General features: G+C 73.5%; 20 protein-coding genes. 12 read left to right on the top strand and 8 right to left on the bottom strand.

The genetic code is table 11. The features are described from left to right. Positions 1-195: 195 nt before the first annotated feature. Positions 196-1,263, bottom strand: a complete 1,068-nt coding sequence (locus ACLQ20_RS20145) for a phosphotransferase (RefSeq protein ID WP_425857200.1) — start codon at positions 1,261-1,263, stop codon at positions 196-198. Between the two features lie 77 nt (positions 1,264-1,340). Continuing rightward, a complete protein-coding gene (locus tag ACLQ20_RS20140; RefSeq protein ID WP_311409871.1) occupies positions 1,341-2,513 on the bottom strand; it encodes a thiolase family protein in 1,173 nt (390 codons plus the stop codon). An 88-nt stretch (positions 2,514-2,601) separates the two neighbouring features. Between ACLQ20_RS20140 and ACLQ20_RS20135 the strand changes: the two genes are divergently transcribed. After that, positions 2,602-3,030: a PH domain-containing protein gene (locus ACLQ20_RS20135; protein WP_358118687.1), complete on the top strand. Its 429-nt coding sequence runs from the start codon at positions 2,602-2,604 to the stop codon at positions 3,028-3,030. 26 nt (positions 3,031-3,056) lie between these two features. Here ACLQ20_RS20135 and ACLQ20_RS20130 read toward each other — a convergent pair whose 3' ends face one another. Together ACLQ20_RS20130 and ACLQ20_RS20125 are read right to left on the bottom strand one after the other, a co-directional pair. Continuing rightward, positions 3,057-3,971, bottom strand: coding sequence for a rhomboid family intramembrane serine protease (locus tag ACLQ20_RS20130; protein ID WP_151457295.1), 915 nt, complete (start codon positions 3,969-3,971; stop codon positions 3,057-3,059). A 94-nt stretch (positions 3,972-4,065) separates the two neighbouring features. After that, positions 4,066-4,596, bottom strand: a complete 531-nt coding sequence (locus ACLQ20_RS20125) for a peptidylprolyl isomerase (RefSeq protein WP_151457296.1) — start codon at positions 4,594-4,596, stop codon at positions 4,066-4,068. An 84-nt stretch (positions 4,597-4,680) separates the two neighbouring features. Here ACLQ20_RS20125 and ACLQ20_RS20120 point away from each other — a divergent pair, with 84 nt between their 5' ends. Continuing rightward, positions 4,681-5,493 carry a hypothetical protein gene (locus ACLQ20_RS20120; RefSeq protein ID WP_327029976.1) on the top strand — a complete coding sequence of 271 codons (813 nt, stop codon included), beginning with the start codon at positions 4,681-4,683 and terminating at the stop codon, positions 5,491-5,493. A 126-nt stretch (positions 5,494-5,619) separates the two neighbouring features. Here ACLQ20_RS20120 and corA read toward each other — a convergent pair whose 3' ends face one another. From corA to ACLQ20_RS20105, 3 genes are all read right to left on the bottom strand, one after another. After that, the gene (corA, locus tag ACLQ20_RS20115; RefSeq protein ID WP_327031123.1) at positions 5,620-6,678 is read right to left on the bottom strand and encodes a magnesium/cobalt transporter CorA; all 1,059 of its coding nucleotides are present in this window, start codon (positions 6,676-6,678) and stop codon (positions 5,620-5,622) included. A 437-nt stretch (positions 6,679-7,115) separates the two neighbouring features. Next, the gene (locus ACLQ20_RS20110) at positions 7,116-8,210 is read right to left on the bottom strand and encodes a PLP-dependent aminotransferase family protein (RefSeq protein WP_121397512.1); all 1,095 of its coding nucleotides are present in this window, start codon (positions 8,208-8,210) and stop codon (positions 7,116-7,118) included. A 106-nt stretch (positions 8,211-8,316) separates the two neighbouring features. Next, positions 8,317-8,775 (bottom strand): ester cyclase, encoded by a 459-nt coding sequence (locus ACLQ20_RS20105; RefSeq protein WP_151455569.1) that lies wholly within the window; start codon positions 8,773-8,775, stop codon positions 8,317-8,319. A gap of 180 nt (positions 8,776-8,955) precedes the next feature. On the opposite strand from ACLQ20_RS20105, the gene ACLQ20_RS20100 reads away from it, so the two are divergent. The 5 genes from ACLQ20_RS20100 to ACLQ20_RS20080 all read left to right on the top strand — a co-directional run bounded on the left by ACLQ20_RS20100 (position 8,956) and on the right by ACLQ20_RS20080 (position 12,735). Next, the gene (locus tag ACLQ20_RS20100) at positions 8,956-9,405 is read left to right on the top strand and encodes an NUDIX domain-containing protein (protein WP_089002894.1); all 450 of its coding nucleotides are present in this window, start codon (positions 8,956-8,958) and stop codon (positions 9,403-9,405) included. Next, positions 9,402-10,172: a hypothetical protein gene (locus ACLQ20_RS20095; protein WP_327029977.1), complete on the top strand. Its 771-nt coding sequence runs from the start codon at positions 9,402-9,404 to the stop codon at positions 10,170-10,172. The genes ACLQ20_RS20100 and ACLQ20_RS20095 overlap by 4 nt, the downstream gene beginning before the upstream one ends. Before the next feature lie 79 nt (positions 10,173-10,251). Further along, a complete protein-coding gene (locus ACLQ20_RS20090; protein ID WP_151455571.1) occupies positions 10,252-10,983 on the top strand; it encodes a sugar phosphate nucleotidyltransferase in 732 nt (243 codons plus the stop codon). Further along, positions 10,971-12,038, top strand: a complete 1,068-nt coding sequence (locus tag ACLQ20_RS20085) for an iron-containing alcohol dehydrogenase family protein (protein ID WP_425857195.1) — start codon at positions 10,971-10,973, stop codon at positions 12,036-12,038. Before ACLQ20_RS20090 ends, ACLQ20_RS20085 begins: the two co-directional genes overlap by 13 nt. Next, entirely contained in the window at positions 12,013-12,735 is a 723-nt protein-coding gene (locus ACLQ20_RS20080; RefSeq protein WP_327029978.1) for a CDP-alcohol phosphatidyltransferase family protein, read from the top strand. The genes ACLQ20_RS20085 and ACLQ20_RS20080 overlap by 26 nt, the downstream gene beginning before the upstream one ends. Before the next feature lie 300 nt (positions 12,736-13,035). On the opposite strand, the gene ACLQ20_RS20075 is transcribed toward ACLQ20_RS20080, so the two are convergent. Beyond that, complete coding sequence (locus tag ACLQ20_RS20075) at positions 13,036-14,295, bottom strand: glycosyltransferase (protein ID WP_327029979.1); 1,260 nt, start codon at positions 14,293-14,295, stop codon at positions 13,036-13,038. Between the two features lie 24 nt (positions 14,296-14,319). Between ACLQ20_RS20075 and ACLQ20_RS20070 the strand changes: the two genes are divergently transcribed. The 5 genes from ACLQ20_RS20070 (at position 14,320) to ACLQ20_RS20050 (ending at position 19,832) form a co-directional block, all read left to right on the top strand. After that, complete coding sequence (locus tag ACLQ20_RS20070; RefSeq protein ID WP_151455575.1) at positions 14,320-15,180, top strand: Fpg/Nei family DNA glycosylase; 861 nt, start codon at positions 14,320-14,322, stop codon at positions 15,178-15,180. A 265-nt stretch (positions 15,181-15,445) separates the two neighbouring features. Further along, positions 15,446-17,017 carry a sugar transferase gene (locus tag ACLQ20_RS20065; RefSeq protein WP_151455581.1) on the top strand — a complete coding sequence of 524 codons (1,572 nt, stop codon included), beginning with the start codon at positions 15,446-15,448 and terminating at the stop codon, positions 17,015-17,017. Positions 17,018-17,055: 38 nt separating this feature from the next. Further along, positions 17,056-18,306, top strand: a complete 1,251-nt coding sequence (locus ACLQ20_RS20060; RefSeq protein WP_425857193.1) for a sensor histidine kinase — start codon at positions 17,056-17,058, stop codon at positions 18,304-18,306. Positions 18,307-18,323: 17 nt separating this feature from the next. Continuing rightward, positions 18,324-19,085: a LytR/AlgR family response regulator transcription factor gene (locus tag ACLQ20_RS20055; RefSeq protein WP_151455582.1), complete on the top strand. Its 762-nt coding sequence runs from the start codon at positions 18,324-18,326 to the stop codon at positions 19,083-19,085. An 81-nt stretch (positions 19,086-19,166) separates the two neighbouring features. Beyond that, a complete protein-coding gene (locus ACLQ20_RS20050) occupies positions 19,167-19,832 on the top strand; it encodes a DUF5701 family protein (protein WP_425857192.1) in 666 nt (221 codons plus the stop codon). Positions 19,833-19,941 lie beyond the last annotated feature (109 nt).

Raw genomic sequence — 19,941 nt, 5'->3', positions numbered from 1 at the left:
CGCCGTGCCCGGCGCAGGGATCAAGCCTGACCGCCCGGAGCCGGGCACGGCGGGCCACACCCCCACCACGACGCACCACAACCACCCGACGCACCGCCTGTGCGGCCTGAGCGCCGGCCGCAGGAGGGCCGGTCGGCCGGCGTCGCGCCGACACCGGCACGTCCGACACCCGCACCCGCCGACGTCCGCGTCGGCTCAGACCGGATCCGGCGCGAACAGTTCCTGCAACCAGCCGGGCACCGCGGCCGCGTACTCCGCCCGGGTCGGGTCGGCGCTGCGGAGGGCGCGGCGCCAGGAGAGCGCCCGGCTGACCCGGGTGACGCGGACGGCCAGGCGGGCCGCCTCGCGCAGCGTCGGCCGGTCGTGCCCGTCCGACCACGGCTCCAGGTAGGCGTCGCGCAGCCGCGTCAGCGCCGGGTCGCCCTCGGGCAGCCCGAACGCGTCCGCGACCGAGTTGAGCGTCACCAGCAGGGTGCCGAACGGATGGGCCACGGAGGCGTCGCCCCAGTCGAAGAAGCGGTGCCCGTCGCCGGCCACGAACACGTTGCCGTCGTGCAGGTCGTCGTGCTGGACGGTCGGCGTGAGGCCCGACGCGGCCAGCCGCCGGCAGTCCTCGGCGAAGGCGGGCCGGTGGGCGCGCAGCCGCCCGTACGCCTCGGCGGTGAGCCCGTCCGCCGCCCCGAGCAGCAGCGACTCCTCGTCGTCCAGCAACGCCTCGAACAGCTCCGGCAGCACCTCCGGCCGGTGGTCGGGCACGCCGAGGGCGAGCAGTTCGCCGGCCCCGGGCGCGACCACGCGCTGCAGGTCAGCGTACTCGGGCAGGACCCGTTCCCAGCGGCTCAGCAGGCGCCGGTCGCCACCCAGCGCGTCGCGCAACGTCCGGCCGCCGTCGGGCAGCAGGGACCAGCCGCGCTCGGCGTCCACGGCGACCGGGTCGAGCACCCGGCCGGGGGCGAGCCGGGTCAACGCGGCCAGCAGCGCCGCCTCGTACCGGGTGCCGGGGTTGTTCGCCTTGAACCAGACGTCGCCGGCGTCGGTCGGCACCCGCCAGACCAGCGACCAGGGTCGGACCCGCGGCTCGACCGGCCCGACGATCCGCCGCCCGAGCCGGCCGAGCTGGTCGCCGACCCAGCCGAGCGCGGCATCCCGCCAGTGCGGGTCCGCCCAGTCGACAGGTGGTGTGGTCGCCCGGTCGGCGCGTGGCGTGGTCGCCCGGTCGGCGGGCGGCGTGGTGGCGTCAGTCACGCCGGGCAACTCAGTCACGCCGGGCAACCTAGCCGCCGCCCGTGCCGCGGGACCACGGGTTTTCCCGTTGCCCCACGGCAGCTCGACGGTGCGCCCTACAGCAGCTCGACGATGGTCGCGTTGGCCATGCCGCCGCCCTCGCACATCGTCTGGAGGCCGTAGCGGATGTCATTGTCCCGCATGTGGGCGAGCATGGTGGTCATGATCCGGGCGCCGGATCCGCCGAGCGGGTGGCCGAGGGCGATCGCACCGCCGCGCGGGTTGAGCCGCTCCGGGTCCGCCTCGGTCTCCGCCAGCCAGGCCAGCGGCACCGGCGCGAACGCCTCGTTCACCTCGTACACCCCGATCTCCTCGATGCCCAGCCCGGCGCGGCGCAGCGCCTTCGCGGTGGCCGGGATGGGCGCGGTGAGCATGGTGACGGGGTCGTCGGCGGCGACGACGGCGGTGTGCACGCGGGCCAGCGGGCGCAGGCCGTGCCGGCTGGCCCACTCGCTGGTGGTGACGGCGAGCGCCGCCGCGCCGTCGGAGATCTGCGACGCGGAGCCGGCGGTGACGACGCCGTCGGGGCGGAACGGGGTGGCCAGCTCGCCGAGCTTCTCCAGCGAGGTGTCCCGCCGGATGCCCTCGTCGGCGGCGAACTTGCCGCCGTCCGCCAAGGCGACCGGGGCGATCTCGGCGTCGAAGGCGCCGGCGTCCTGCGCGGCGGCGGCCTTCTCGTGGCTGGCGAGGGCGAACTCGTCGAGCTGCGCGCGGGAGAAGCGCCAGCGCTCGGCGATCAGCTCCGCCCCGACGCCCTGGTTGAACGGCAGCGGCGCGTCGTCGGCGAAGCCCTCGACGCCGCGGTAGCGGTCGCGCAGCTGGTCGCTGAAGGGCGACCCGCCGGCCACGCTGGAGCCCATCGCGACCCGGGTCATCGACTCGACGCCACCGGCGACGACCAGGTCGGCCTGGCCGGAGAGGACGGTGGCGGCGGCGAAGTGCAGGGCCTGCTGGCTGGAGCCGCACTGCCGGTCGAGCGTGGTGCCGGGCACCGACTCGGGCCAGCCGGCGGCGAGCACGCCGTTGCGGGCGACGTTCCACGACTGGTCGCCGACCTGGGAGACGCAGCCCCAGACCACGTCGTCGACCTGCGCCGGGTCGATGCCGGTGCGCTCGGCGAGGGCACGTAGCACGTGCGCCGAGAGGTCGACCGGGTGCACGGCGGCCAGGCTGCCCTTGCGCCGCCCCACCGGGGTGCGTACCGCGCCGACGATGACTGCGTCACTCATGACTACTCCCCGGTAACTTGGGCCGGCCCCGATCCTACGTCGTCGGCGGGTCGGGCGTCCTCCCCCGGTGCCCTGGCATGCTGAACGGATGGCTGCACACCCGGCCCCGACCCGGCAGTGGCGGGTGCCGCCCACCCTGCCGGCGCTCAAGCTGACCGGCGCGGTCGCGCTGCTCGCGCTGGCCCTGCTCCTCGACGGGAGCGACCCGATCCGGCTGGCGCTGGCCGTGCTCACGGCCGCCGCGCTCGCCGGCTGGGCCGCGCGCGACCTGGTCGCGCCCGTCCGGCTCGCGGTCGACCCGGACGGGATCACGGTCGTCCGGGGCTTCGCGGGACACCGGCGGCTGCCCTGGTCGGCCGTCGAGAAGGTGACCGTGGACCGCCGCGCGCGGCGGGGCCTGACCAGCGAGCTGCTGGAGATCGACGCGGGGGATTCGCTGCACCTCTTCGGCCGCCACGACCTCGGCGCGGATCCCGCCGAGGTGGCCGAGGCCCTGCGCGAGGCCCGCCCGCACTGAGCGGGCCCGCGCATCCGGGCGGAGGGTCAGCCGCCGACGATGGCCGCGGTACGGACCATGGCCAGGCCGATCAACGCCACCACGATCAACGCGCCGCCCGCGAACTGCACCAGCGTCCGGCGCGACCGTGGGGCGTACGCGAACACGAGCGCCAGCAGCGCGCCGACCACCAGGCCGCCCAGGTGCCCGGGAATCGAGATGCCCGGCACGGTGAACGTGAAGACCAGGTTGATCACCAGGACGGGGAGCACCTGGGAGATGTCCCGCCCCATCTTCCGTTCGATGACCACCAGCGCGGCGAACAGGCCGAAGATCGACGTGGAGGCGCCGGCGGTGAGTTGGTTCTCGGCGCTGAACAGGTAGGCGGCGACGTTCCCGCCCAGCCCGGCGACCAGGTAGAGCGTCAGGAACCGCAGCGGCCCGAGGCTGGCCTCCAGCGACCGGCCGAGCACCCACAGCGCCCACATGTTCAGCAGCAGGTGGACCACGCCGTAGTGCAGGAACATCGCGGTGACCAGGCGGTACCACTCGCCCTCGGCGATGCCGCCGACCGTGCCGTCCGGGAAGAGCGCGCCGCCGAGCACCGAGCCCCAGTCGGTCAGCGGCGTGCTGCCGCCCATCAGACCGCCGAAGCCGGAGCCGCCGACCGCCGCGTCCCCGCCCCGGTCGGAGGCGATGGAGAGCAGCATCATCAGCACGTTGAGCGCGATCAGCGCCTTGGTGACGTAGCCGTGGCGGCCGGCGGCACCGCCACCGAAGGCGGTACGCGCCGGCCGCACGCTACGACGTCCCTCCGCCACGCACTCCGGGCACTGGAACCCGACCGACGCCTCCCGCATGCAGTCCGGGCAGATCGGCCGGTCGCAGCGGGTGCAACGGACGTACGTCTCCCGGTCGGGGTGCCGGTAGCAGACCGGGGTGGTGGGTGGTGACTCGCTCACCACGCCAGCCCGCCGTCGCGGATCGCGCGGACCACCAACCGGTTCCGGCCCTCGGAGCGCTCAGTCATGTCGGCAAAGGTACCTCGCGGACCGCTCAGGCAGCGGTCCGCTCGATCTCGACCCGCTCGATGACGACGTCCTGCAGCGGCCGGTCGTTCGGACCGGTCGGGGTGTTGGCGATCGCGTCGACGACCTTCACGGACTGCTCGTCGGCCACCTTCCCGAAGATGGTGTGCCGGTTGTTCAGGTGCGGCGTCGGCGACACGGTGATGAAGAACTGCGAGCCGTTGGTGCCCGGCCCGGCGTTCGCCATCGCCAGCAGGTACGGCTGGTCGAAGCGCAGCTCCGGGTGAAACTCGTCACCGAACTTGTAGCCCGGGCCACCGCGCCCGGTGCCGGTCGGGTCGCCCATCTGGATCATGAAGCCGCTGATCACCCGGTGCGAGATCGTGCCGTCGTAGTACGGCCCGTTGCCCGGCTGACCCGTACGCGGGTCGATGTATTCGCGGTTGCCCTCCGCCAGCTCGACGAAGTTCTTCACGGTCTTCGGGGCGTGGTTCTGGAAGAGCTCCAGCCGGATCGGGCCAGCGTTGGTGTGCAAGGTGGCGTAGACAGCCTCGGCCACGGGTACTCCTCACTCGTTGGTCAGTTCCATGCGGATCCTCCCATGTGCCCGATCTGGCAGTGCGGAGGCATCCGAAGGTGGAGGATGACGAAGGAACAACTCCCAGGAGGTGGGACCGTGTTTGGAATCGGGCGGCGTAAGACCCAGGGGCAGCTGGCCAAGGTGGAGCTGAACCAGGGACTCGGTCACCTGAGGCAGGCCGCGACGTACGCCGCAAGGGGTGCCGGCGCCACCGTCGCCCCGCGGGTCCAGGCGGCCCGGGGCGCCGTCGCGCCGACGGCCGTCATCGTGCGCGACCGCGCGTCCAGCGGCCTCGCGTCCACGGTCGCCGCGCTCGCGCCGCTGGCCCTGGCCGTCCGCAAGGCGCAGGCCGAGGCGGCGGGCAAGGCGGTCACCGGCAGGAAGGCCCTGGCAGCCAAGCAGGTCGCGGCCGGCAGGAAGGTCAAGGCGAAGAACATGAAGGCTTCCCGGAAGAAGAGCTCCCGGCGGGGCGGGTCCATGATGACCGGTCTGCTCGCGGCCGGCGCGGTGGCCGGGGTCGCCGCGGTGGCGATGCGGCGGCGCCGGGAGCAGCAGGAGTGGGCCGAGTACGACCCGACCCGCACCCTGGAGCCGATGCGCGACGAGGTGGAGACCATGGAGATCCGGACCCCGGTGACCGACGCCTCGACGGTGTCGAGCGGTTCGGGCGTGGCCGGCGGCCCGACCGGCGCCGGCAGCTCGGCGGTGGCCGGCGGCGACAGCGCCTCCACCACCACCCCCGGCAAGCAGCCGACGGTCCACGCGACGGACAAGGTCCCGTCGGTGGCCGAGGGCGCCAAGGACACCTCGGGCCGCCCGGCGGACGACCTGACCGAGGCGCTCGGCAAGGGCGGCGCCAAGAACGGCCGCCGCTGACACCCCTGTCGGTTCCGGAAAGCGCCGGCGAAGCGGCTCCCCGCCGCACCGCCGGCGCTTCCGCGCCCGGCGGGGCCACGGCGCCCGGTCCGCGCCCGGCGGCGGCTGCGCGTCAGGCCCGGACCGTCAGAGCCAGCCGTTGCGGCGGAACCAGCGGTAGAGGGCCAGCGAGATCGCGAGCATCAGGGCGAGCACGACCGGATAGCCGTACGTCATCCGCAGCTCGGGCATGACCTCGAAGTTCATCCCGTAGATGCCGGCGATGGCGGTCCACACGGCGGCGATGGCGGCCCACGCCGCGATCTTGCGCATGTCGTTGTTCTGGTCGACCGTGACCTGGGCCAGCCGCGCCTGGAGGATCGAGTTGAGCAGGTCGTCGTAGGAGTTGACCTGCTCGACGGTGCGGCTCAGGTGGTCCTGCACGTCGCGGAAGTAGCGGCGGATCTCCTTCGGCACGTCGCGGTTCATCTGCGCGGTGAGCGTCATCAGCGGGCGTTGCAACGGCATGACCGCCCGCTTGAACTCCACCAGTTCCCGCTTCATCTGGTAGATCCGCTGGATCCGGCCGGTGGACTGGCGGTCGAACACGTCGGCCTCCAGCGTGTCGAGGTCGTCCTCCAGCCGGTCGGCGACCTCCAGGTAGATGTCCACCACCCGGTCGGTCACCGCGTACGCCACCGCCCAGGGCCCCTGGAGCAGCAGGTCCTGCTTCGTCTCCAGGTCGGCGCGGACGGGGGCCAGCCGGCAGGCGTCCCCGTGCCGCACGCTGATCAGGAAGTTCGGGCCGATGAAGAGCATCACCTGGCCGGTCTCGACGACCTCGGAGTGCTCGGTCAGCTCGGCGTGCTCGCAGTACCGGGCGGTCCGCAGCACCAGGAAGCTGACCTCGCCGAACTGCTCCAGCTTGGGGCGCTGCTGCGCCTTCACCGCGTCCTCGACGGCCAGTTCGTGCAGCCCGTACGTGGCGGCGATGGCGGTCATCTCGGCCAGTTCCGGCTCGTGCAGACCGAGCCAGACGAAGCCGTGCTCCTCGCGGCGGGCCGCGGCGAGCGCCTCGGCGTACCGCCAGTCGCCGGGCTGCCGGCGGCCGTCCACGTAGAGGGCGCAGTCGACCACCGCGCTGCGCTGCGGGCCGGTCGGCGGGGACGCCTGCTGGGGGGTGTCGGAGTTGAGCCGGCGGGTCATTGCCCGCACCGGCGCCACCCAGTCCCGGGGCCTGAGCACCCGTCCGCCGTTCGACGCGGTCGTCCGCTCCCGGTCCGTCATCACGCCCCCTCCCCACGCGCTGCCGCCGGTGAACAGTACGCCGCCGTCGATGATCACCGCCGGTGACGATCGGCGGGAGGGTGGCGCCGGGTGGGCCGGGTCGCTTCAGGGGGGTGAGGGGACGACACGGCCCACCCGGCGCCCTTTGGGGGCGGGGGTTGTGCTGGTCGCGCCGCCCCACGTGCCGCCGGTCGGGCTGGCCCGGTCCCGTCGCCGGGCGCGGCGGGGGCCGGCACCGGGCGGTGAGTTCCGCTACACGTGGTGAGTGACGCTCGCAGCATTGTGGGCCGTCGGCCGCCCCGGCGGGAGTCCCGGGGCGGCCACGATCGTCCAACTGTCAGGAATCTGACAGAAATTCAGCTCCGTACGGCCGCCATGGCCTCCGCCAGGCGCCGTACGCCCTCGTCGATGCGGTCGGCGGTCACCGCCGAGTACGCCAGCCGCAGGGCGTGCCGCCCGCCGTCGACGACGAAGTCACTGCCCTTGACCACGGCGACCCCGCGCTCGGCGGCGGCCGGCGCGAGCCTGTCGACCTCGACGTCCTCGGGCAACTCGACCCAGAGGAAGTAGCCGCCGTCCGGCTCCACGAACCGGGCCTCCGGGATGTGCCGGCGCAGGGACTCGGCCAGCACCCGGGCCCGCTCGCCGAGCGCGGCGCGCACGGTCTCGATGGAGCGCTCGATGTCGCCGGAGACGCAGAACTGGTGCACGATCGCCTCGGAGACCATGCCCGGCGAGATGTAGAGGCTGGTCGCCTTCTTCGCGATGTCGCCGATCAGGTCCGCCGGACCCACCAGGTAGCCGACCCGTACGCCCGGGCAGACCGTCTTGGTGAAGCTGGAGGCGTGCACCACCACGTTGCGGGTGTCCAGCGAGAGCATCGACGGCAGCGCCTCGCCCCGGAACCGGATGTCGGCGTACGGGTCGTCCTCGAAGATCGTGAACTCGTACTCGGCGGCGAGGTCGAGCAGCTCCCGGCGCTTCTCCAGGCTCAGCGTCACGCCGGCCGGGTTCTGGTAGTTCGGGATGACGTGCGCCAGCCGGGGACGCACCCCGGACTCCAGCAGCTTGCGCAGCTCGGCGGTGTCGAGTCCGTCCGGCTGGATGGAGACGCCGTGCAGCTCGCTGCCCATCCGCTGGAGGTTGAGCAGCGTCCGGTCGTATGTCGGACGCTCCACCACCACCGCGTCGCCGGGGCGGACCAGGTGGTCGAAGAGGAACGCGTCCGCCTGCAACGACCCGTTGGTGATCAGCACCTGGTCGGCGGAGACCCCGTGCTTCTCGGCGATCCACTTCCGCAGCGGGAGGTAGCCGACGGAGGTGCCGTACGCGGTCACCCCGGCGGGGTCGGCGTCGAACGCGCGGACGGCGGCGGCCTTGAGCCCCTCGACATCGACGATGTCCAGCGAGGGAGCGCCACGGGCGAAGGAGATCAGCTGCTCGGCGGTCATGGCTGTTCAGCGTACGGAAGGCGACGGGGTGCGCGCGGAAGGCACGGCGATGTCCGCATCCTGAGCCACCGGGACGGGTGACCGGCGTCGACCGGTCGGCGACAGGTCAGACCGGAAGGCCGAGCGGGTCGTGCTGCGCTTCCCGGGAGAGCCCGTCCACGTGCAGGCCGAGCGCCGCGATGAGCTGCCCCCAGTCGAAGTAGGACCGCCAGGCCGCGATCCGTCCGCGCCGGACCCGGACGACGTCGACCACGTCCCAGCTCACCAGCCGGCCGGTCGGCGCGACGGTGCCGAACGGGGTGTGCAGCACCCCCGTGTGGGTGCCGGTCAGCCGCTGCTCGACGGCAGCGCCGCCGGCCGTCTGCACCGACCCGAGCGGGTCGACGAACAGGTCCGGGAACGCCCCGGTCCAGGTGCGCAGCAGGGCGGGCAACTCGATCGGACGCACCGTGACACCGGGCATCGAGTAGAAGGCGTCGGCCGCGTAGAGGTCCGGCAGCCGGGCCACGTCCCGCCGCAGGAGCATCGCGTACTGCTGCTCGACCAGCCGATCCGCGCCACGCATGAGGACCTCCGTCGCGGGTCACGGCCCGTCCGTGCCCGCACGGAATCCTTACCCGTCGATCGGCCCGCCACACCATCGCGCGTGCCGGCGTTCCGGCCGGCCCGGCCATCGGGGCCGCCCACGCACCGGCGACGAGGCCGGGCGTCGCCGGAGGGGGCCACCGCTCGCTACTGTCGTGGCGTGTCCACCGAGCCTCTACGCTGCGCCGGCGCGCTGATCGTCGACGACGACGGTCGACTCTTCGTCCAGCGACGGTCTCCCCACCGGCGCATCTTTCCCAACTGCTGGGACATCGTCGGCGGCCATCTGGAACCGGGCGAGGACTGGATGGACGCGCTGCGCCGGGAGGTGACCGAGGAGACCGGCTGGACGGTGTCGCACGTGCTCGGCCACGTCGGGGAGTACCGCTACGTCGCCGACGACGGCCTGGCCCGCGTCGAGCGCGACTGGCTGGTCCGGGTCGACGGCGACCTGGCCCGGCCGACGCTGGAGGCGGGCAAGCACACCGAGTTCCGGTGGCTCGCCGCCGACGAGCTGGACCTGCTCGACGAGCACCGCGACGTCAACGACGGCCTCATCCGCCGGATCGCGGCCGAAGGCTTCGCCGCCCTGCGTTCGATCGGTCTGTGAACGACACCGTCGAGCTGGCGCCGCACCGGTTCGCCGGCCTGGTCGCCCCGGCGATCGACCGGGCGTTCGTCGCCGGCATCCTCGCCGGCCGCGACGGCGGCGGCGCCGAGCTGAGCCAGCGGTACGGCGGGCCGGCGGCCACCGGCTTCCTGCTGGAGTTCCGCACCCGCCTCGCGGCGCCGGGCGGGACGGTCGACGAGGCCGGCTTCGCCGCGGTCACCCGCTACCGGGACCCGGTCGAGTGCCGGCGGGCCCTGGACAAGCAGGTCGCGTACGGGATGATCCACCGCAGCCCCGAGGGTGGGCTCACCGCCACCGAGCGCGGGCTGGCCTTCCTCGCCGAGATCTGGCAGGTGCACGCGGAGGTCACCGAGGAGCTCTGGGCAGGGCACGAGGAGCGGGTGCTGCGGCTGGTCGAGGCGTTCGGCCGGGTACTCACGTGCGCGCTGGTGCTGGCCGACGAGGAGGGCGCCGACGCGGGCGCCGCGTTCGCCGCGACGGCGCCGCCCTACGAGCCGGACGGCACCACGACCGGCGTGCTGCTGCTGAACCGGCTCGGCACGATGCGCTACCACCGGGCCGACGCGCACGCCGCCGCGTGGACGGCCGCCGGGCACAGCGCGGCGAGCGCCGCCGCCCTGCCGCCCGGCCCCGAGCAGCTCGCCATCGAGCTGGAGACCGACCGGCGGGCCGCCGCCCCGTACGCCGTGCTGACCGCCGAGGAGCGGCTGGCGGTGCTGGCCGACCTGGCGGCGCTGCCCGGCTGACCCGGTTGGCCGCAGGGGTGCCGCCGCGCGGGGCTATCCTCCAGCGGTGACCGGGAGTCGTACGAGGGAGGACGCCTCAATGATCGGGATGGTGCTCGCAGCCGGGGCGGGGCGCCGGCTGCGCCCGTACACCGACACCCTGCCCAAGGCGTTGGTGCCGGTGGACGGCGACACCACCATCCTGGACATCGCGCTGCGCAACCTGGCCGAGGTGGGGCTCACCGACATCGTGATCGTGGTCGGCTACGCCGCCGACGCGGTCGTCTCCCGCCAGGCCGACCTGGAGAAGCGGTACGGCGTCACGCTCACCCTCGTGCACAACGACAAGGCCGAGGAGTGGAACAACGCGTACTCCCTCTGGCTGGCCCGGGAGCACTTCGCCCGGGGCGTGCTGCTGGTCAACGGCGACACCGTGCACCCGGTGAGCGTGGAGAAGACCCTGCTGGCCGAGCGCGGCCCGGGCATCCTGCTCGCCGTCGACACCATCAAGCCGCTGGCCGAGGAGGAGATGAAGACCACCTTCGACGCCGCCGGCCAGCTCACCCGGATCACCAAGATCATGGACCCGGGTGAGGCGTACGGGGAGTACATCGGCGCGACGCTGATCGAGCCGCAGGTGGCCGACGCCCTCGCCGACGCGCTGGAGGCGACGTGGCGACGTGACCCGAACCTCTACTACGAGGACGGCTACCAGGAGTTCGCCGACCGGGGTGGCGAGGTGCGGGCGGCGCCGATCGGCGACGTCTCCTGGGTCGAGGTCGACAACCACGCCGACCTGGCCCGGGCGCGGGAGATCGCGTGCCACTACTAGCCCGTACGGTCAACACCCCGCTGGTGATCGAGGTCCGGCGGGGTGCGGTGGCCGACCTCGGGCCGCTGCTGGCCGACCGGCGGATCTCGGCCGGCGGGGACGTGGCCGTCGTGGTCGGCCCCGGGCAGGGTGAACGGATCGTCGAGCTGTGCCGGCCGTCGCTCGGCGCGGCCGACGTCTTCACGGTCGCCGGCGGCACCATCGACGCGGCGAACGACCTCGGTGACCGGCTGCGCCGCCGCCACTACGACGCCGTGGTGGGCATCGGCGGCGGCAAGACCATCGACACCGCCAAGTACGCGGCCACCCGGTACGGGATCCCGATGGTGACGGTGGCGACGAGCCTGGCGAACGACGGCATCGCCTCCCCCACCGCCTCGCTCGACCACGAGGGCGGCAAGGGCTCCTACGGGGTGCACATCCCGATCGCGGTCATCGTCGACCTCGACTTCGTGGAGAACGGCCCGGACCGGCAGACCCAGGCCGGCATCGGCGACGCGGTGAGCAACCTGAACGCCTGCGCCGACTGGGAGCTGGCCCACGAGGTACGCGGCGAGCCCATTGACGGGCTCGCGGTGACTTTGGCCAGGACGGGCGCCGAGGCGCTGCTCAACCATCCCGGCAAGATCACCGACGACGCCTTCCTCACCACGCTGGCCGAGGCACTGATCATGGGCGGCATCGCCAGCTCGGTGTGCGGGTCGACGCGCCCCGCCAGCGGCGGCGACCACGAGATCTCCCACGCGATCGACCGGCTGCACCCCGGCACCGCCGCCCACGGCGAGCAGGTGGGGCTCGGCGCCCTCTTCTGCACCTTCCTGCGCGGCGACACCGACCGGTTCGGTCGGCTCGTCCACTGCCTGCACCGGCACGGCCTCGCCACCACGCCGGGCGACCTGGGCCTGACCGACGAGCAGTTCGTCGATGCCGTGCAGTTCGCGCCCCGGACCCGGCCGGACCGCTACACGATCCTCGAACACCTGGCGATGTCGCCTACCGAGACGCGGGAACGGCTGGCAGACTACGCCGGTGCAATCCGCGACCACCTTGGCTGAGCCCCGTCCCACCGTCGCCGACTTCCACCGGGTGAACCGGGGCGGCGGCCTGTTCAGCGAATCGATCAGCCAGTGGCTGGGCGCGGTCTTCGCGCTCGTCGCCCAGCGCCTCGGGCTGCGCCCGACCGCGCTGACCATCGCCAACCTGGTGCTCGGCCTGGCCACCTCGATCACCGTGGTCGCGCTCGCCGGGCGGGTCGCCGCCGGCGACGTACCGGCCTGGGCGGTCGGCCTGCTCGCGCTGGTCGGCTGGCAGGTGGCGTACTGCCTGGACTGCGCCGACGGTCAGCTCGCCCGGGTGACGGGGCAGGGCAGCGCGGCGGGCGCCCGCGTCGACGTGCTCTGCGACGTGGCCGCCCAGATCGCCCTGGTGGCCGCCCTGTCCGCGACGGCCGTGGCGCAGGAGCCGTCGACGCCGAGCTGGCTGGTCGCGGTCTTCGCCGGCACCTGGATGGTCAACCTGGTGACCTCCGTGATGCAGGCCGGCCCGAACGCCGCCAGCATGGTCACCTCGACCTCGCTGCCCGTACGCCTGGTGAAGCTGGTCCGCGACTACGGTGCGGTCATCTTCGCCGCCGGCCTGGTGCTGGCCTTCGCCCCCGCCCTCGTCCTCTGGGTGATGGTCGCGTTCACGATCGTCAACGGCGGTTTCCTGCTGGCCAGCATCGCCTTCTCCGCCCGCGCCTCCCTCCGCTAACGCCTAGCCGTCACGATCCGCCAAGGCGTCTCCGGCCAGCCGAGGGTCCGCACGCGGCACGCTGTCGAGCCGATGTCGTAGCCGCTCCATCACCCTCGTGCTGATCACCGGCACGTCGGCCGCGCCGTCCTCCGGCCAACGGGAGATCTTGGTACGCAATGCCCCTTATAGGGGCCGCTAGCTACCAAGATCTCCGGAGGTCCTAAGGATTGGGACGGGGCTCCCGGGGGGCGGGAGCGGCTTCTGGTCAGGCCCCGAACCCCGCAGCAGCACGGCGATCGCTCTGCCCGCGGGCGTCGGTCAGTGGCGGCGGGCGACGCCCGCGTACACGTCAAGGAGGCGCTTGGTGACCACGTCGGGGTGGAACGTGCGCTCGTAGCGGGCGCGCGCCGCCGGGGCCAGCGTCGCGGCCCCCGCCCGGGCCACCGGCAGGGCGGCGGCCATGGCGGCCGGCTCCGGGGGGACCACCCAGCCCGCCTCGCCCGCCTGCACGCCGGCGGGCAGCGCGACGCGGCCCTCTCCCGGCACGGCCGTGGCGACGGCGGCCGGGCCGGTGCCGGCCGGCTCCCGGGGCGCGTCGGCGCCGACGAGGTACGGGATGCCGCCGAGCGCGGTGCCGAGCACCGGGCGACCGGCGGCGAACGCCTCGATGATCACGGTGGGCAGCACGTCGTGCCAGGTGGAGGCCGCGATGATCACCGCGCTGGCCTCGACTGCGGCGCGCACCCCGGCGCGGTCCAGCGGCCCGAGGTAGGTCACGTCGGCGCGCTCGGCGGCGGCAGCCTCGGCCAGCGGGCGCAGCTCGCCGTCGCCGGCGATGCGCAGCGGGCCGAGCGCCCCGTCCGGGTGCCGCCGCCAGGCGTCCAGCAGCAGGTCCAGCCCCTTCTCTGGGGAGAGCCGGGCCATGTAGAGGAAGCCGTCGCCGAGCGGCGCGGGCGTTCCCGGGTCGGGGATGCCGTTCGGCTTCACCACGATCCGCTCGGCGGGGATGCCGTAGTCGCGCAGGTGGTCGGCGACCGCCGAGGTGAGCGCGACGAAGCGGTCGACCGAGCGCCAGGTGCCCCGGTGCACGGCCAGCGTGGTCGCCATCAGGGCGCTCTGCGCCCGCGAGCCCCGGTAGCAGCGGTGCACGATCGCCGGCACCCCCAGGGCCCGGCCCCGGCAGTCCTGGCAGATCATCCCGTCCCGGAAGTAGAGCCCCGAGGAGCAGACCTGGCGGTAGTTGTGCACCGTCTGCACCACCGGCACGCCGTGCCGGTGCGCGGTCCGCACGATCCAGGGCGAGATCAGGGGGTACGGGTTGTGCAGATGCAGCACGTCCGGCCGGTGCTCCGTGATGAGCCGACTCAGGTCCTCCTGCGCGCGGGGCGCCCAGATCGGCGAGATCGGCAGCAGCGCCTTGGCCGACTTCGACATCGTCGGGATCTCGTCCGAGCTGCGGATGAACGGCAGCACCTCCACCCCGGCTGCGGTGAGCTGGGCGATCTCCGCGTCGACGATCGTGTTCTCACCGGAGGGCTGAGCCTCCCGGTACCGGTTGTGCGCCACCACGATTCTCACGGGAAAGAAGGCTACCGTTGGCTGGTGCCCGAACTACCGGAGGTTGAGGCGCTCACGGACTACCTGCGTGAGCGCGCGGTGGGGCGGCGGGTCGACCGGTTGGAGGTCGCCGCGATCAGCGCCCTGAAGACGTACGACCCGGCGCCGACCGCCGCCGCCGGGCGGACCGTGACGGACGCCCGCCGGCACGGCAAGTTCCTCGACGTGGTGCTCGACGGCGACCTGCACCTGGTGGTCCACCTGGCCCGGGCGGGCTGGCTGCACTACCGGGAGGCGTTTCCGTCCGCCGCCCCGCTGCGCCCCGGCAAGGGCCCGATCGCGCTGCGGGTACGCCTCGACGACGGTTCCGGCTTCGACCTGACCGAGGCCGGCACCCAGAAGAGCCTCGCCGTCTACCTGGTCACCGACCCGCAGGCGGTGCCCGGGGTGGCCCGGCTCGGCCCCGACGCGTTCGCCGCCGACCTGGCCACCTTCACCGAGCGGATGCGCAGCCGCAAGGGCCAGGTCAAGGGGGTGCTCACCGACCAGACGGTGCTGGCCGGCGTCGGCAACGCGTACTCCGACGAGATCCTGCACGCGGCGAAGCTGTCCCCGTTCGCGATCACCAGCCGGCTGACCGACGACCAGTTGGCGACCCTGCACGGGGCGACGCGGGAGGTGCTCGGCGACGCGGTGCGCCGGTCGGTCGGGCAGAAGGCGGCCGAGCTGAAGGGCGAGAAGCGCTCGGGGCTGAAGGTGCACGCCCGGACGGGGCAGCCCTGCCCGGTCTGCGGGGACACCGTCCGCGAGGTTTCGTTCGCCGATTCCAGCCTCCAGTACTGCGCGACCTGCCAGACCGGCGGCAAGCCGCTCGCTGACCGCCGGTTGTCGCGGCTCGTACGGTGAGTGACGACACTGCCGACTACGGAACGGAATCGGCCATCCCGCGCCGAAGGTCTGAGTTGCGGCTCTACCGGGCCCGTCATCCATCGGTATAGTGGCTCGGTCCCCGGCTTCTGAAATGGCGCGGAGCCGGCCAGACGCCCGGCGGCACCACACCCGGCGCGTTGTCCCTCGGGTCAGCGCACGGGTCGGTGCCCGCGTGGGAGACTGGGACGGTGGGCGACCGGGCCCTCACGGTGAGTGAGCGGCTCGTGTCATGCGGGAGGACATGGGTGAGGTGACGACAAGCCTCCAGCGCCCGGTAACCAACACAGGCCGGAGCAAACTCGTGCGGCACGTCGACAGCTTCGAGATCCAGCCGCCGGCACCGCCGTCCCACAACGGCGTACCCCGGTCCGCGTGGGCTCGGGCGCGCCGTCGCGTGTCCCGCTGGCACCGCCCCTACATCACGCTCCTGCTGCTGCTCGACTTCGCAGCCGCCGCGGTCGCCAGCCTGATCGCCATCGAGACGTTCGACCAGTCGCGGGCGGGCTTCTACAACGCCGAGCAGGACCCGACGTGGTTCCACACGGTGGCGTTCGGGCTCCTGCCGCTCGGCTGGCTCGTCAGCCTCTGGGCCAACCGGGCCTACGACCGGCGCTACCTCGGGCTGGGCCCCGACGAGTACAAGCGGGTGATCCGGGCCGGAGTCGCCGTCGCCGCGACGGTGTCCTTCCTCGCCTTCGCCACCAAGACCGACCTGTCCCGCTACACGGTCGGCACCGCCCTGCTCGCGGCGCTGCTGCTGATCCTGCTGAACCGGATGCTCTGCCGGTTCGTGCTGCACGTGGTCCGGCGCAACATCAGCCAGGCGGGCCACCGGATGGTGCTGATCGGCACCCTGCCGGAGTGCCTGGAGGTCTACACGGCGGTCACCCGCAACCCGGCCGCCGGGCTGATGCCGGTCGCCATCCACATCACCGACGGCTACGCGGCGGCCAAGGGCATCGAGACCCCGGTCCCCGTGTACGCGGGCCGCGACGTCCTCGCCCTCGTCCGGGAGGTCGGCGGCGACACGATCGCGGTCTGCGGCTCGGCGAGCTCCGAGCCGGGCGAGCTGCGCCGGCTGGCCTGGCAGTTGGAGGGCTCGGGCGTCGACCTGGTCGTCGCCCCGCAGCTGACCGACATCGCCGGCCCCCGGGTGCACATCCGGCCGATCGAGGGCCTGCCGCTGCTGCACGTCGAGGAGCCGACCCTCTCCGGGCCGGCGCTGCTGGCCAAGAACCTGATGGACCGGGTGGCCGCCGGGTTCGGCCTGCTGCTGCTGGCCCCGGTCTTCCTGTTCATCGCGGTCGCGATCCGGATCTCCGACCCGGGCCCGGTCTTCTTCCGCCAGCCCCGGGTGGGCCACGAGGGCCGCACCTTCCGGGTCTGGAAGTTCCGCACCATGTACGTGAACGCGGAGGACCGGCTGGCCAGCCTGGTCGACCGGAACGAGACCGACGGCATGCTGTTCAAGATGAAGGAGGATCCCCGGGTCTTCCCGGTGGGCCGCTTCCTGCGCGCCTCCTCGCTGGACGAGCTGCCGCAGTTGATCAACGTGTTGAAGGGCGAGATGTCGCTGGTCGGGCCGCGCCCGCTGCCCGCCGACGACGGCGACTTCCTCGGCGACGTGCGCCGCCGCCTGCTGGTCCGGCCGGGCATGACGGGGCTGTGGCAGGTCTCCGGCCGCTCCGACCTGTCCTGGGACGAGGCGGTCCGGCTCGACCTCTACTACGTCGACAACTGGTCGCTGGCGTACGACCTGAGCATCCTGTGGCGCACCGTCGGGGTGGTGCTCGCCCGCAAGGGCGCGTACTGACCCTTGGCGTACGGGCCGGCAGGGGCCAGGATCGCTGCGTGGGTGGCAACCTCTCGGGCGTCTTCGGCGTCGTCTCGCTGCTCGCCGCGCTGGGTGCGGCCCTGTTCGCGGTGGTCCGGCTGCGCGCGCGGCGGGGCATCGCCACGGCCACCCAGCGAGCCACGTACGAGGTGCTGCACACCGCCGGGTTGGCCGCCGAGCAGCTGCGCGCGGGACTGAGCGCCGCGAACGCGGCGAAGGCCGTACGCCATCTGCGGGCGCTGGTGGGTGCGGCCGGGCTGGCGCTGACGGACCGGGAGAGCCTGCTCGCCCTCGACGGGCGGGGCGGGCACCACCACGCGCAACTGGTCGCGGCGGCCCGGCGGGCGGTGGCGACGGGCCGCTCGACCGTCCTCGGCGAGCCGGAGCTGCACTGCGACCGGGTCGACTGCCCGGTACGCGGCGCGGTGGTCGCCCCGCTGACCGGCGCGGACGGGCGCAGGGTCGGGGTGCTGGTCGCGGTCGCCGACGGCCAGCCGGAGCCGGGCCTGGTGCAGGCCACCCTGGAGACGGCACACTGGGCCGGCAACCAGCTCGCCCTGGCCGAGCTGGACTCCTCGCGGGAGCGGCTGGCCCGCGCCGAGGTACGCGCCCTGCGCGCGCAGATCAGCCCGCACTTCATCTACAACGCGCTGACCGCGATCGGCTCGTTCGTCCGCACCGACCCGGACCGGGCCCGGGAGCTGATCCTGGAGTTCGCCGAGTTCACGCGGTACTCGTTCCGGGCGCACGGCGAGTTCACCACGCTGGCCGAGGAGCTGCGCTCGATCGACCGCTACCTGACCATCGAGCGGGCCCGGTTCGGCGACCGGCTCCAGGTGCGCCTCCAGATCGCCCCGGAGGTGCTGCCCGTGACGCTGCCCTTCCTCTGCCTGCAACCGCTGGTGGAGAACGCCGTCCGGCACGGGTTGTCCCGCAAGCCGGGCACGGGCATGGTGAGCATCGAGGCCCGGGACGCGGGCACCGAGTGCCACATCACCGTGGAGGACGACGGAGTGGGGATGGATCCGAGCACGCTGACCGCCGGCATCGCCGAGCTGGCCGGCGCCGCCGGGGACCCGGGCGACGCCACGCTGGCCGGCGTGGGGGACGACCCGGGCCAGCACGTCGGGCTCTCCAACGTCGACGAGCGGCTCCGGTCGGTCTTCGGGGACGGCTTCGGCCTCGTCGTCGAGACGGGCCTCGGCTCGGGCACGAAGGTGAGCATGCGGGTGCCGAAGTTCCATCCCGGCGTACGGGCCGGCTCGTGATCGAGCGGGCCGCGGAGGTGGGGGCGGCCGGGTTCCTGCGGGTGCTGGCGGTCGACGACGAGCCGCCGGCGCTGGACGAGTTGGCGTACCACCTGCGGGCCGACCCCCGGGTGGCCCGGCTGCACACGGCGGGGGACGCGACGGAGGCGCTGCGGGTGCTCCGCGACGGCGACGTGGACGTGGTCTTCCTCGACATCCGGATGCCCGGGCTGGACGGCATGGAGCTGGCCCGGGTGCTGCGCCGGTTCGCCCGGCCACCGGCGATCGTCTTCGTCACCGCGTACGACGACGGGGCGGTGGACGCGTTCGACCTGGGCGCCACCGACTACGTCCGCAAGCCCGTACGCGCCGAGCGGCTCGCCGAGTCCCTGCGCCGGGTGATCGGCGCGCGGGTGGTGCCGTCGCACCCGGCGGCGCTGGCCCGGGCGGAGGAGGACCCGACCATCCCCATCGAGCTGGCCGGTACGACGCGGATGCTGCCCCGCTCGGCGGTGCGCTGGGTGGAGGCGCAGGGCGACTACGCCCGCCTGCACACCGCCGACGGCTCGCACCTGGTCCGGGTGTCGCTGGCGACCCTCGCGGAGCGCTGGGCGGACGCCGGGTTCGTCCGCATCCACCGGTCCTACCTGGTGCAGCTCAAGCTGATCGCGGAGCTGCGGCTGGTCAACTCCGGCTACGTCGTGGTGGTCGACTCGGCGGAGCTGCCGGTCAGCCGTCGGCACACCCGCGAGCTGAAGGACAAGCTGGTCCGCGCGGCGAAGCAGGACTGGAACCGCTGACCCCGATCTTCTTCGCGGGTCGGGAATACGCGCACTTCGGCGTACGCTGTACGGTACTCCGTACGACAATTGGAGGCCGCCTTGTTCGACGCCGCGACCGAATTCGACCGTCAGCTCGACCGGCTGGTGGAGCTGGGCTATCCAGCCCTGGCCGAGCTGACCGAGGACGCCTTCCGTGACCTGGTCGCGCCGCTGCGCGCGGCGGCCGTCGCCGGGGCGGCCGACCTGCCCGCCCCGACCGAGGGGCGGGTGCCCTTCCTCCTGGTGGTCACCCGCGACCTGGTGCCGGTGGAGGAGCGCGTCACGCTCACCACCCTCGCCGGCAAGCGGAAGCCGGGGATCGTCGACCGGCACTACGCCGAGGGCGACCTGCCGAAGTTCGACCCGATCAAGGAGCTGGAGGTGCCGGCCGGGCCGGCGTACCTGCTCTTCGACGTCGACCGGGGCGAGGAGACGCTGAATCTCGCGCCCGCCGTCGCCATGGAGGTGATCACCGGCCAGGACCGGCTGCCGCTCACCATCGACGAGGGGCTCGCCTTCGTCACCCTGTACCCGGAGGCGCTGGCGAAGAACAAGTGCTTCTCGCTGATCGGCTCCCGCTGCGGCGACAAGCGGGTGCCGGCGCTCTGGATCAGCCAGGGCGCGCCGAAGCTCGGCTGGTGCTGGTACGGCAACCCGCACACCTGGCTCGGCTCCGCCTCCGCCCGCCCGGAGCGCGTCGGCCTGGAGCACGTCGACACGAAGTGAGTGCCGCGGGGGGGGGGGGGCGCCCCCCCGGCACCCCCCCCCCCCCCCCCCCCCGTAACACCCCGCGGGTCCCCCGGGAGCCCACGTGTGGGCAACCCCGGGGGGTCGG

This window comes from Micromonospora sp. DT46 (genome assembly GCF_049841735.1).
Taxonomy (GTDB): domain Bacteria; phylum Actinomycetota; class Actinomycetes; order Mycobacteriales; family Micromonosporaceae; genus Micromonospora; species Micromonospora reichwaldensis.
The sequence above is the reverse complement of the archived record's forward strand: the minus strand, read 5'-3'. Positions and strand labels throughout refer to the sequence as shown.